The sequence below is a fragment of the Janthinobacterium sp. EB271-G4-3-2 genome, assembly GCF_020858035.1.
GTDB classification, from domain to species: Bacteria; Pseudomonadota; Gammaproteobacteria; order Burkholderiales; family Burkholderiaceae_D; genus Janthinobacterium; species Janthinobacterium aestuarii.
Genome location: NZ_JACYMG010000006.1, coordinates 95454 through 108431 on the forward strand (window position 1 = coordinate 95454; position 12978 = coordinate 108431).

At 64.9% G+C, this 12978-nt stretch carries 10 protein-coding genes; 5 read left to right on the forward strand and 5 right to left on the reverse strand.

Annotation, left to right across the window (positions count from 1 at the left end; genetic code table 11):
• Positions 1–49: 49 nt before the first annotated feature.
• The 3 genes from IGS55_RS14390 to IGS55_RS14400 form a co-directional block, all read right to left on the reverse strand.
• Positions 50–769, reverse strand: a complete 720-nt coding sequence (locus tag IGS55_RS14390) for an SIMPL domain-containing protein (protein ID WP_230516224.1) — start codon at positions 767–769, stop codon at positions 50–52.
• A gap of 62 nt (positions 770–831) precedes the next feature.
• On the reverse strand, positions 832–3144 hold the full coding sequence (locus IGS55_RS14395; protein WP_230516225.1) for an SUMF1/EgtB/PvdO family nonheme iron enzyme: 2313 nt from the start codon (positions 3142–3144) through the stop codon (positions 832–834).
• Between the two features lie 19 nt (positions 3145–3163).
• Positions 3164–5479, reverse strand: a complete 2316-nt coding sequence (locus IGS55_RS14400; RefSeq protein WP_230516226.1) for a hypothetical protein — start codon at positions 5477–5479, stop codon at positions 3164–3166.
• A 333-nt stretch (positions 5480–5812) separates the two neighbouring features.
• On the opposite strand from IGS55_RS14400, the gene IGS55_RS14405 reads away from it, so the two are divergent.
• The 3 genes from IGS55_RS14405 (at position 5813) to IGS55_RS14420 (ending at position 8197) form a co-directional block, all read left to right on the forward strand.
• A complete protein-coding gene (locus tag IGS55_RS14405; RefSeq protein WP_230516227.1) occupies positions 5813–6049 on the forward strand; it encodes a hypothetical protein in 237 nt (78 codons plus the stop codon).
• Between the two features lie 188 nt (positions 6050–6237).
• Positions 6238–6933: a YXWGXW repeat-containing protein gene (locus IGS55_RS27970; protein WP_329958121.1), complete on the forward strand. Its 696-nt coding sequence runs from the start codon at positions 6238–6240 to the stop codon at positions 6931–6933.
• Between the two features lie 235 nt (positions 6934–7168).
• Positions 7169–8197: a transporter gene (locus tag IGS55_RS14420; protein WP_175560449.1), complete on the forward strand. Its 1029-nt coding sequence runs from the start codon at positions 7169–7171 to the stop codon at positions 8195–8197.
• 51 nt (positions 8198–8248) lie between these two features.
• Here IGS55_RS14420 and rnk read toward each other — a convergent pair whose 3' ends face one another.
• On the reverse strand, positions 8249–8656 hold the full coding sequence (gene rnk / locus IGS55_RS14425; RefSeq protein ID WP_162835757.1) for a nucleoside diphosphate kinase regulator: 408 nt from the start codon (positions 8654–8656) through the stop codon (positions 8249–8251).
• Positions 8657–8840: 184 nt separating this feature from the next.
• On the opposite strand from rnk, the gene IGS55_RS14430 reads away from it, so the two are divergent.
• Positions 8841–8993 carry a hypothetical protein gene (locus IGS55_RS14430; protein WP_230516228.1) on the forward strand — a complete coding sequence of 51 codons (153 nt, stop codon included), beginning with the start codon at positions 8841–8843 and terminating at the stop codon, positions 8991–8993.
• A gap of 252 nt (positions 8994–9245) precedes the next feature.
• Positions 9246–11138: a putative bifunctional diguanylate cyclase/phosphodiesterase gene (locus IGS55_RS14435; protein ID WP_230516229.1), complete on the forward strand. Its 1893-nt coding sequence runs from the start codon at positions 9246–9248 to the stop codon at positions 11136–11138.
• Positions 11139–11259: 121 nt separating this feature from the next.
• On the opposite strand, the gene IGS55_RS14440 is transcribed toward IGS55_RS14435, so the two are convergent.
• On the reverse strand, positions 11260–12936 hold the full coding sequence (locus tag IGS55_RS14440; protein ID WP_070304828.1) for a peptide chain release factor 3: 1677 nt from the start codon (positions 12934–12936) through the stop codon (positions 11260–11262).
• Between the last annotated feature and the right edge of the window lie 42 nt (positions 12937–12978).

Genomic DNA, 12978 nt, shown 5'->3' on the forward strand with positions numbered 1-12978 from the left:
AATTTACACCGTTTGGCCGCTTGGCGCAGCCCGCTGCCCTTCTACCTGGTCATTTGATACGGAACACGGCATCGACCGTCTGGCCCATCTTGAGGACGGTGACCATCAGCATGTCGTCGGGATTTTGTCGCTGGCGGCTGTTCGCGCGCTGGTAGCGGTCGGACGGCACCAGGCCCACCGCATTGCCCAGGTTTTTCAGCTGGTCCGACGAAATGCCGGCCACGGCGCCCACGCGCTTGCCGAAGCCGCGCGCCATGGCGTCGGCCTTGCGCTGCGCATCCTTGACGGCCTCGCCCACCAATTCCTCTTCCAGGCGGATGCGCTGCGTGGCGCCGAAGGTGACGGCAAACGCATCGAGGTTGGGCATGGCCAGCAGCGGCCCTATGACGGCGGGCCATTTCGACAGGTCAGCCATGTTGATATGCACGCTGGCCTTGATCAGGTACTGCGGATTGGCCGGGTCCTGTTCCGCGCCCTTGCGGATTTCCTTGCGCACGTCGCGCACCTCGATGCCGGCCGCCGCTTCCGGCAAACCCTGCTCCGCCAGCAGCGCCTTGATTTCCGTGATGCGCGTCTTCACCAGCGCCGTGGCCACGTCGGGCGCCGGGTCGAAGGCGCTGACGTCGAAGTCGATCTCGCCCAAATCCGGCGTGACGAAGCTGTAGGCCGTGCCTGTCGCGTGGATGAAGGGATAGGAAGGCAAATCGCCGGCCAGGGCGGAGATGGGCAGGCAGGCGAACACGATGGACAGCAGGCGGCGTTTGAACACGGAGACTCCGGCACGGTTAAGGTGCATGAAGTATCCGTCAAGATGAGCAATATAACAATGGATCAGTCGAGTGTGCGCGCCACGCGGAAGCCCACGATATCGTTCGACAGCACGGTGGAAAAGCCGTTGCGCAGGGCCGAGCGCAAATAGCGCGGGTGGTACAGCCACGAGCCGCCGCGCAGGATGCGCCGGCTGCTGTCGCTGCCCTCTTCCCACGCGCTGCCATCGACGGGCGCGCCTTCGTAATTGTCGTGCACGACGTCCTGCACCCATTCCCACACATTGCCATGCATGTCGAACAGGCCCCAGGAATTCGGCGCGAAAGTGCCCAGCGGCGTCGTGCCGCCCCGGTACACGCCGCGCGGACCGCCGTTGTACACGTACAGGCCGTCGTAGTTGGCTTGCTCGGTGCTGATCGTGTCGCCCACGTTGAAGGCCGTGCGCGTGCCGGCACGGCAAGCGTATTCCCATTCCGCTTCGCTGGGCAGGCGGTAGTGGCGGCCCGTACGCTCGCTCATCCACGCCAGGTACAGCTGCGCGTCATTCCAGCTCACGCCCACCACCGGGTGCTGGTCGTTCTGCACGAAGCCGGGATTGTCCCAGTCCGTCTCGGAACCGCCCGCCCAGCCGGTCGCCTTGACGAAGGCGCGCCATTCGCCCACGCTGACGGGGTGGCGCGCCAGCGCGAACGGGCGCTCGATGCCGACCCAGTGCTGCGGCATTTCGCGCTCAAGCCACGTCTGCTGCGAGCCGGCCTGGATGGCGGCCTTGTGTTCCGTCTCGTGCGCACCCATCTGGAAGCGGCCGCTGGGAATCAGTACCAGCTCCGGCCCCTGTCCCGAACCATCGAGGAAATCGTCGCGCAAGACGCCTTCCGCATTGGGCACCGGTTCCACGTGCTCGGCTTCCGGCGCCGGCGCGGATGGCGGCGCAGGGACAGCTGCGGCGGCGGCGCGGCTGGCCTCTTCGCGGCGCGCGCGTTCCTGCTCGGCGCGGTAAGCCGCCTCCGCCTTGGCCACGATGGCCTTGCGCTGCAATTCCTGATGCTCCTGCAAGGCGGTGGCGGCATCGGCTTCGCGGCGCGCGCGCAACTGGCCGCGCAGCGCTTCCTTGCGCAGCTTGCGCGCCTCTTCCGCTTCGAAATGGCGCTGCGCCTCCTGCTCGCGGCGCAGCTTGTCCTGCCGCTGCTTTTCCAGCGCGGCGGCCTGGATCTCGGCCTTGCGGCGCTGGTCCAGTTCTTCCTGGCGCACGCGCGCCTCCTTGAGCGCCGCCTCGCGGGCCTGTTCGGCGGCCAGCGCCGCCGCCTTTTGCTGCTGCGCCGCGCGCGCCTGCTGCTGGCGCGCCTGTTCCGCCAGTTCTTCGGGCGACGGCCCGGCGGCGCGTTCCAGGTTTTCCAGCAAGGCTTGCACCGATTGCGGACGCAGTTCCGGCGTCAGCGAAAAACCGTTCTGCAGCACTTGCCACTGCTGCGCGTTGAGCGCTTGCGGCGCCGACGGCAAATGGCTGGCGCTGCGCGCGTCGTCAAACGGCATGCGCCCTTCGAGCATCTGATAGATCATCACGGCCACCGCATACACGTCCAGGCGCGGGCTGGGCTGGCGCTGGTTGGCGCCGGCCTCGGGCGCCCGGTAACCGTGCGTGCCCGCGTTCGGCATGTCCAGCGCCAGGCTGCTGTCCGCATTGCGCACGCGCGATGCGATGCCATAGTCGAGCAGCTTGACGTCGCCTTTCGCCGTCAGGAAGACATTGCCCGGCTTGATGTCTCGGTGCACCAGATTGTGCTTTTCCCACGCGTACGACAGGGCGTCGGCCACCGGCTGCAGCAATTCCTGCACCGTGGACAGGGGCAGCGCGCCCTCGCGCGCCAGATAGTGCTCGAGGTCTTCGCCATCAAGGCATTCCATGATGATGAAATAGCTGGCCGTGGCCGGGTCCTGCGCCCACTCGTAGACGCGCACGATGTTTTCATGCGCGAGTTTGCGCGCCTGCGTCGCTTCCTCGATCAGCAGCTTGGCGCGCGTGGCGCTTTGCGTCAGCTGCGGCGGCAAGATCTTCAGCGCCACCATTTCGCTGCTGCCCAGCTCCGCGTGCGTGGCCAGGTCGGTCGCTTGCCACACCTGCCCCATGCCGCCCGTGCCGATCAGCCGCTCGAGCCGGTAGCGGCGGTTTTGCGGGCCGATTTCCTGCCCCGTCATGAAGCCCAGCTCCGTGCCCTGGCGCACGGGCAGCGGCGCCGGCGCAGGCGCGGCGCCGGGCGGCGCGTATTCGGCGTCGAGGATGGCGTTCTTGCGGCGTTCAAATTCCTGCTCGCTGAGCAGCCCGTCGTCGTGGAGGGCGCGCAGTTCCCGCAGTTTGTCTCGTGCTTTTTGCATCATCTGGGGTGAAACGCTTCCATCAAGGCTGCAAGGCGACGCCGCAGGCGGCGCAGAATTTATCTTCCGGATGGCCCGCGCGCTGCGCGTGGCCGTTCTTGCAGCGGACCGGCGCTGCTGCGGCGGCGCCCGGCTGCAGCGCCTGCGCCACGGCCACGCCCAGCTGCGCCTGCGCCGACAGGCCATGCGCGTGCGCCGCGTTCTGCAAGTTGATCAAATCGAGCTGCTGGCGCCGTTCGCGTTCCGCCTGGCCTTCCAGATAGCTGCGCTCCTGCGCCACGCTATCCTGCGCCATGCGCATGGCGTCCAGCGGCGCGACGCCGTTCTCGGCCGCCGCCAGCGCCGCCAGCGCGTGGATCTGCTCGGCGCTCATGCCCGCCTGCAGCTGCGTTTTCAGCACTTGCGCCAGCGCGGCCGCGTTCTGTCCGGCGGCCATGGCCACCTTGCCCGTGTCGCTCAGCGAGCCGATTTTCTCGATGCGGTCGATATCGATGCGCGCCAGTTCGGCCGCATGCGCCTGCTGCGCCAGCAGGGCTTCATATTCACCTTTCCAGCGCGCGTAATCGCTTTCGCGCTGCTGCGCCATGGCCAGCAAGTCGCGCTGCCATTGCGCTTCCTGTTCCAGCTGGCGCAGCTGCTGGCGCTGTTCCTCGATGGCCAGCGCATCGAGCTGCGCCAGCTGCGATTGCTGCTGCAGCTGGCGCGCGTGCACGCCGTCTGCCTCGATGGTGCGCAGCAGCTTTTCCTGCTGCGCGATGGCGTCTTCGCGCGCGCCGCCGCGCCGCAGCGCCGCCACTTTTTCGGCGATTTCCGCCGCCTGCACCTGGGCCGCTTCATCCTTGTGCGCCTCGGCGCGCAGCAGTTCGCGCTGGCGCGCCAGCTGCATCTGGTCTTCCCACTCCTGCACCCGCTCGGCCTCGCGCTTGCGCGCCGCATTCGCCAGCATCAGCCCCTGCCAGGCGGCCTGGTGCTGCTCCGCCTCCAGCTGCGCCTCGCGCTGGGCCGCATCCGCTTCCGCCTGGCGCAGGCGCGCCAGCTGGGCGCGGCGGCCCGTCTCGTCGTCGATCAGCAGCGCGCTTTCCACTTGCTGCGCGATCGACTGCAGGTGCACCTGGTGCGTAAAGCGCTGCTGCGCCAGCTGGATCTGTTCGCGCCCGTGCAGCTGCGACAGTTCCAGCTCGCTGCGCATCTTGATGGCGGCCAGCGCCCGCACGTGTTCCCAGTTGGCCGCTTCATCGGCCCGCTGCGCGCCCTTCTGCGCCAGTTCCTGTTCCAGCTCGCCCAGCGCCAGCGCGGCGCCATGGTCGAGCGCCTGGCGCCGCGATTTCGCTTCCAGAATGCGGCCATACAGGTCGATCTGGCGCCCGCGCAGCGCTTGCAGACGCTCCGCTTCCTGGTGGTTCAGTTCCGCCTTTTCCACCGCCGCATCCTGCTGCAGCTCGGCGCGGCGGTGCGCGTGGCGCGCCGCCAGTTCCTCGCGGCGGATGCGCTGCCACTCTTCCTCGTCATACAACTGGTCGAGCTGCTTCATGCGTTCCAGGCTGTGCTGCTCCAGTTCCTGCGCCGGCAAGCCGCCCAGCCACAGGGTGCCGATGCCGGCGCCTGCGTCGCCCGCGCGCTTGTCGTGCCGCAGGCTCAGCGTTTCCACGCGCGACACGGCCAGGCCGCTGGGCGCCAGGCGCTGCGTCAGGGCCGATTGCAGGCGTTCGTTCAATTCGGGCCGCAGGTCGGCATTCGCGTCCATCTCGCGCAACGCGCGGCTGCCGATGAATTCCAGCGCGATCTGGCGCACGGACGGCAGCAGCAAGGCGTGCAGGTGGGCGCGCGTGACGGCGCCCGGCGCGCGCATGAACTGACGCGCGAACGCGTCGGGCTGGCCCAGCGCGATGTCCACGCGCAGCGATGCGGCGACATTCAGCAACTCCGTGCTGGCCAGGGCCGGCAGGTCGAATTCCAGGCTGATGGCATCGGCGCGCGCGATCAGCACCTCGGCCGGGCGTGCCGGCAGCAGCGCGGGCAGGCGCGCAAAGAAGGCGGCGCTGTCGTAATCGCCAGCCGGTATCAAGGTGAAAGCGTCCGATTGCACGATCCAGGCGCGCGACTCGGCCGGCACCTGCAGGCGGCGCGCGGCACTGCCGAACAGCGAGGACAGTTCGCGCACGCCGAAGAACAGGGCCAGTTGCCCATCAGCAAGATGCCATTGATTGGCATGCAGCACCGCGTCGCTGTCGGGGGCGCCCAGCGACAAGCCGCATTGCGCGCAATAGCCGGCGGCGGCGCCGTTCTTGTGCTCGCAGCGCGGGCAGCGGGCGCCGCCAAAACCAAACAATTGGAACATGTGTGACTCCTGATGAGAATAATGGTGTGCGCAACACGGCTGCCATGCCGATTCTAGCAGGATAGCCGGGCCTGACTTGCCGCGCACGGCATGGGCACGGCAGTGCGCAGCATCAGATAATGCCATAGGGCAATTGCATTCATATGCGCGGATACAGGGCTAATTAGGCCTCAATTCAAGCGGTCGCCCGCCAATGCCGCGCGCAGGCATTTCAGCGCCGTTTTTTTGCAGGCCATCCCGCCAAAACCACGGCTGGTCGCATGCGCATGGCGGGCAGGCGCGCGCTTGGCTACAGTGCATGCATACCCACCCGCCACCCCGAAAGGAACGATCATGAAAGCGTTAAAAAACATGGAAGCCATCTTCACCGTCGCCGTCGCCATCGCCTGCGGCGCCAGCTATGTCAGCTTCATGCAGCCATCGGCCGCCAGGACGGCCGCTGCGGCGCAGACGACCGCCATCCCCGTCGTGGTGGTCAGCGCCAAGCGCATGACGGAACAGGAAAAGAAAATCTCGCTGATCGAGGAACGCCAAGCCTTGCTGGGCAACACCACCGCCAGCACCCTGTGAGCCACCGATGCTGACGCCACGCCGCCTGGCGCACCGCGCATAGCCGCCGCGCCAGGCCGCCATTTGTATCCGCCACGGATACACGGACACACAGCATTGTGTCAATTGTAATAAGTTGAATCAAAGGCGAAAAAACGCCGGCAAGCGCCTATAGTCCATTTCACGCAATCACCGAAATGGAGCACACCATGAAACCCATCACACTCTACGCAGCAGCCATGCTTGCCATCAGCGCCGCAGCCTTCCTGCCTGCGCAAGCGATGGCACAGAATCAGCTCGGCGTCAGCATTGTCATCGGCGACGCCCCGCCTCCGCCACGGTTTGAAAGCGCCCCAGCGCCGCGCGCCGGCTATGTCTGGGCGCCAGGCTACTGGAACTGGGATGGCCAGCGCCACGTCTGGACCGGCGGCGAATGGCTGCGCGAACGGGGCGGCAACCACTACCGCCGCGCCGCCTGGATACAGGAGAACAACCGCTGGCGCCTGGACCGTGGCGGCTGGGTCGCCGCGCAAGTGCAGCCCGTGCGCTATGACGACATCCGCATCGCACCGCCGCCGCCGCGCCGCGAAGCCATCCCGCGCGCGCGCCACGGCTACGTCTGGGCGCCCGGCCACTGGGAATGGCGCGGCCAGCGCTACGCCTGGACGCCAGGTGTATGGATCGCCGAACGCCGCGGCTACGTCTATGCGCCGCCCGTCTGGAACCAGCGCGACGGCCGCTGGCAGATGGAGCAAGGCCGCTGGTCGCGCGGCCCGAACGGCGACCGCGACCGCGATGGCATCCCCAACCGCTATGACCGCGACAATGGCAACCGCCACGACCGCGATGGCGACGGGGTCCCAAACCGCGACGACCGCAGACCCGATAATCCGCGCCGCGACTAGTAACACCTGATATAACCTGCTGCGCGTCGCGCTTTGCCGCCTGCGATGCTCACCGTGCTTTAGCACGGTTGCGCTTCTCGGCCACAAATCACCGCCGCTCGCGACGGTTCTATCAAGCGTTACTGTAAAAGTTACCTACCAGGGCCACCCATCGCGGTGGCCTTGTCATTTTCCCGACACATCCGTGTATTAACATCGCGCGACGATCAATCACACTGCACGAGAAAGATTCACGATGGCGATGGAAACTGCCGGTTTTACCTACGGCTCGGATACCTCGGGCCTGGTCTGGGGCTTCCTGTTTGGCCGCGACGGGCAGCCGCTGGCGCTCGACTCGACGGCGGCGCTGGCCTGGCTGGCCGATGGCGCGGCGCGTCCGGCGCAGGAATTCGTCTGGCTGCATTTCAATTTGTCGCATGCGGCCAGCGAAAAATGGCTGATGACGCACACGCAGCTGGCCGACGAATTCTATGAAACCCTGCACCAGGGTTCCCGTTCGACGCGCATCGAACAGGCGGAAAACACCCTGATCGCCGTGGTCAACGATGTGGTGCACAACTTCTCGTTCGAGGCGTCCGACATTTCCACCATGTGGGCCAGCGTGGCGCAAAACCTCGTCATCACGGCGCGCCGCGCGCCGCTGCAGTCGATCGAGCGCCTGCGCCAGGCCGTCATCAAGAATCACGAGCCGATACGCTCGTCGGTGGAACTGCTGATCCATCTGCTGCGCGACCAGGCGGACGTACTGGTCAACATCGTGCGCGACGCCGTGGCGCGGGTCGACGATATAGAAGACCACTTGCTGGCCGGGCGCCTGGTGCCGAAACGCGAAGACCTGGGCGCCATGCGGCGCGTGCTGGTGCGGCTGCAGCGCCTGCTGGCGCCGGAACCGGCCGCCCTGTTCCGCCTGCTGCAACGCCCGCCATCGTGGGTGTCGGAGCTCGACAGCCTGGAACTGCGCCAGTCGACGGAGGAGTTTTCGGTGGTGCTCAGCGATATGTCTTCGCTGCAGGAACGCATCAAGCTGCTGCAGGAAGAGATCGCCGCCAGCGTCAACGAGGAAAACAGCCGCAGCCTGTTCGTGCTGACCATCGTCACCGTGCTGGCCTTGCCGATCAATATCATCGCCGGCATGCTGGGCATGAACGTGGGGGGCATTCCGCTGGCCCAGCATCCGCAGGGCTTCTGGATCATTGTCGCCATCATCGTCACGTTTACGGTCGTGGCGGGATGGCTGGTGGTGCGCGTACAGCGAAACAGTTAAGTCACGGCACGGCCTGGCAGGCGAACGGCAGGCGCCGTCCGCCGTCGCTGCTTATCGGTGGTATTCGCCGGCCCGTTCAGGCTGGTAGACGATTTCCTCGATCTTGACTTTGACTACGCCGCCCGGCATGGGCCAGGCGATGCTGTCGCCAACGGACAGGCCCAGCAGCGCGCTGCCGACGGGCGCCAGCACGGAAATACGGTCGGCCTGGCCTTCCACGTCCTTCGGATACACGAGCGTCAGGCAGAATTCCTCCTTGTTTTCCACCGTGAAGCGCACGGTGGAATTCATCGTCACGACGGTCGGTGGAATCTCTTGCGGCTCGAGCACCTCGGCGCGGCCCAGCTCATCGAGCAAGGCGGCCTTGTCCGGCGATAAGTTATTACCCAAGGCATACAACAACGCTTCCAGTCGTTCCAGGTCTTGTGACGACAAAATAATTTTTGGTTTTTTTTCCAAGATATCCTCACTATTGATCATCAGGGCGGCGTCCGGTTTTACTGGCGGCAGATTGCCTGGCCGCGGCAGACAAAACAAACAGCATCAGGACGTCCATCATCAGCGGATTATGGACGAACTCGCGGAGCAAGGCCATAGCGTTCGCGCATTCTTCATTAAAATTTATTAAAATCAATGACTTGTAATGGCTGATATAGTCAAAAAGTTTATCCGTGCCGCGATGGCCGGACCCATTGAAGTTACTCTTGCTGGTATTTTGTTTACCATCAGCATTGTTTTAAGAGAAAAAAAACGGCGGGCAAAAAAAGGATTAAAATTCAGCATGAATTATTATTAGAAAGACACGTCTTCCTTTTCCGCCTGTCTTGTCGCCTTGCCTGCTGTCACCGGTGTGCTGCATGGATATAAATTGCCGCACGCCCTGTACTTTCACGCTGCAAAATGACAATATGTCGGCCTTAGCAACACTTGGCAACACGTTGAGGGTTCCGGCTCACTTCGGTTTTCATCAGACTGGAACGTAAAGTATGGCAGGGCGAGGCGCGATCACACGGGGCGGCGGCAGGCGGGGCCGGCAGGAAGAAGCGTCATGATGACGCCATTGATACTGCCGTCCGTGCAATTGCGCGGCGACCGGATAGCCCGGCTGAACTTGCTGGCCGCGGCGGCCATGCTGGCCACGGCCAGCCTGCTGCTGATCCTCTTTCAATTGTTTTCCCTTCAGGAATCCTTCCAGCGCAACCTGCACATCCAGGCCGACATGCTGGCACCCGCCGCCACCCAGGCCATGCGCGAGGACAATCGTCTCGCGGCACAACAACTGCTCGCTCCCCTCGCCGCCGCCCCGCATGTCCGGCAAGCCCTGCTCTACAGCCCCTATGGCACGCCGTTTGCCCGCTACGCGCGCAGCGGCAACGACGCCGTGCCGACGGCGCCGCGCAACGGCCTGCACCTCGATTACCTGGACGGCAGCGCCGCGATATTGAAGACCCTGCCCGGCGGCGGCGCGCTCTACCTGCGCGCCAGCCTGGCGCCGCTGTACGCCAGCCTGGCGCAATTTGCCGCCTTCACCGTGCTTGTCTGCCTGTGCGCGTTCGGCCTGACGTTCCTGATGGTGCGCCGCACGCGCACCGCGGCCCAGCATGCGGAAAGCCATCTGCACTACCTGGCCCACGTCGACTCCGTCACGCAACTGCCGAACCGCCATGAATTCAACGACGCCCTGGCCTACGCGCTGGCGCGCGCCGACCGGCAGGACAGCAGTGCGGGCCTGCTGCTGCTGGACCTGGACAACTTCAAGGTAGTCAACGATACGCTGGGCCACCACTGCGGCGACCAGCTGCTCAAGCTCGTCGCCGAGCGCCTGGTGGCCATCCTGCGCGGCACCGACATCATCTGCCGCATCGGCGGCGATGAATTCGTCGTCATCGTCGAACCGGCCGACGACGCCTCGGAAATGGCCAGCGTGGCGCGCAAGATCCTCGCCGTGCTGGCCGCGCCGTTCGACCTCGAAGGCCACCAGCTGTATGTCAGCGCCAGCATCGGCGTGAGCCTGTATCCGTTCGACGCGCAGGACGTGGCCACCCTGACGCGCAATGCCGATACGGCCATGTACCACGCCAAGCACCAGGGCAAGAACCGCTACGCCGTGTTCAAGGCGGAAATGGAATTGCGCGCCCAGCGCCGCCTGCGCATGGAAGCGAACCTGCGCCGCGCGCTGCAAAACGAGGAACTGTATCTGCACTACCAGCCGCAGATCGATTTGCGCAGCGGGCGCATCGTCGGCGTGGAAGCGCTGATACGCTGGAACTGCCGCGAGATGGGCCAGCTGAGCCCCGCCGAATTCATCCCCGTGGCCGAGGAAAGCGGCATCATCGTCGACCTGGGACGCTGGGTGCTGCAAAGCGCCTGCCGCCAGGCGGCCGTCTGGTGCAAGGCGGGCCTGCTCGATTCGCTCGAGCACGTGGCCGTCAACCTGTCGGCCTGCCAGGCGCGCGACCCGGGCCTGATGGACGATATCCGCGCCATCCTGCACGAAACGCAGCTGCCGCATGGCTTGCTGGAGCTGGAAATCACGGAAGGGGTCTTGATGGACAATATCCACGCCAACGTGGAATTGATGCGGCGCCTGCAGGAAACGGGCATCCATCTGTCGATCGACGATTTCGGCACCGGCTATTCGTCGATGTCCTACCTGAAGCGCCTGCCGATCGACCAATTGAAAATCGACCGCAGCTTCGTGCACGACCTGCCCGGCGAGGGCGAAGCCATCGTCACGGCCATCATCGCCATGGCGCACAGCCTGCATCTGAAAGTGGTGGCCGAGGGCGTGGAAACCTTGCGGCAGGTGGAGTTTTTGCGAACAGCGGGCTGCGACAACGTGCAGGGCTTTTTCTTCGCGCGCCCGATGACGGCGGCGCAGCTGACGGCATTGCTGCTGGAACGGCGCGACTGGAGCACGCGGACGATTTTACCGGCTTGAGTTGCTGCCAACGATGGTGTCGGATTACGGCCGTTGGCCTAATCCGACCTACGCCATGAACACGTAGGTCGGCGTAGGTCGGGTTAGCGCAAAGCGCGTAACCCGACACCACCATGCTACATCAAGCCAGCTTGGCCGAATGCTCGCGCGTCGCGTGGAATTTCAGCTTCGGCCAGCGCTCTTCCGTCAAGCGCAGGTTCACGCCCGACGTGGCCAGGTAGGCCATGTTGCCGGCCGCATCGTAGGCCACGTTGTGGCCCAGCGCGTTTTCGAAGTCCTGCAGGATGCGCTTGTCGTCGCAGCTGACCCAGCGCGCGCTGCTGATGCTGGTGCCCTCGAACACGGCGTCGACGCCATATTCGTTGAGCAAGCGGCTGGCCACCACTTCGAACTGCAGCACGCCGACGGCGCCCAGTACCAGTTCGCCGCCCTGCACCGGCTTGAAGACTTGCACCGCGCCCTCTTCGCCCAGCTGCTGCAAGCCCTTGTGCAGCTGCTTGATCTTCAGCGGATTACGGATGCGCACGGAGCGGAAGAAGTCCGGCGCGAAGTACGGGATGCCCGTGAAGGTCAGCATCTCGCCTTCGGAAAAACTGTCGCCGATCTGCATGTTGCCGTGGTTCGGCAAGCCGATGATGTCGCCCGCGTACGCTTCTTCCACCTGTTCGCGCGACGATGCCATGAAGGTCACCACGTTCGACACCTTGATCTCGCGCCCCAGGCGCAGATGCTTGACCTTCATGCCGCGCTCGAAACGTCCCGAGCACACGCGCAAGAAGGCGATGCGGTCGCGGTGGGCCGGGTCCATGTTCGCCTGGATCTTGAAGACGAAACCGGTAAATGGCTGCTCGGACGGGGCCACCGAACGCACGGTCGCATCGCGCTCGCGCGGCGCCGGCGCCCAATCGACCAGCGCGGACAGGATCTCGCGCACGCCGAAGTTGTTGATGGCCGAACCGAAGAACACGGGCGTCTGCACGCCGGAAAGGAATTCCTCCAGGTTGAACGGGTTCGACGCGCCGTGCACCAGTTCCACTTCCATGCGCAATTGATCCATCTCGAGCGGGAACATCTCCTGCAGGCGCGGGTTGTCGATGCCCTTGATGATTTCGAAGGCGCCATCGGCCTTCTCTTCACCGGCCTTGAACAGCATGATTTCGTCGTTCAGCAGGTGGTACACGCCGCGGAAGTTCTTGCCCATGCCGATAGGCCAGGTGACGGGCGCGCACTGGATCTTCAGCACCGATTCGAGTTCGTCGAGCAGGTCCAGCGGATCGCGCGTCTCGCGGTCCATCTTGTTCATGAAGGTGACGATCGGCGTATTGCGCATGCGGCACACGGCCAGCAGCTTGATCGTCTGCGCTTCCACGCCCTTGGCCGCATCGATCACCATCAGCGCCGAGTCGACCGCCGTCAGCACGCGGTAGGTATCTTCCGAGAAGTCCTGGTGGCCCGGGGTGTCGAGCAGGTTGACGACGTGGTCGCGGAATTCGAACTGCATCACCGAGGAGGCGACGGAAATGCCGCGCTGCTTTTCGATCTCCATCCAGTCCGAGGTCGCGTGGCGGCCCGATTTGCGCGCCTTGACGGTGCCGGCCATCTGGATCGCGCCCGAGAACAGCAGCAGTTTTTCCGTCAAGGTGGTCTTGCCCGCATCCGGGTGGGAAATGATGCCGAAGGTGCGGCGGCGCTGCACTTCGCGCGCGATCACGGCCGGCGCCTTGCTGCTTGCTGGCGCTGCGGCGATGTCCGCGTTGTCGCTGGAATCGGGGGTAGTGATGTCGTTCTCGTTGGCCATATTGGTGACCATAATATGGCCCTCGCAAAAAACCCTCGATTT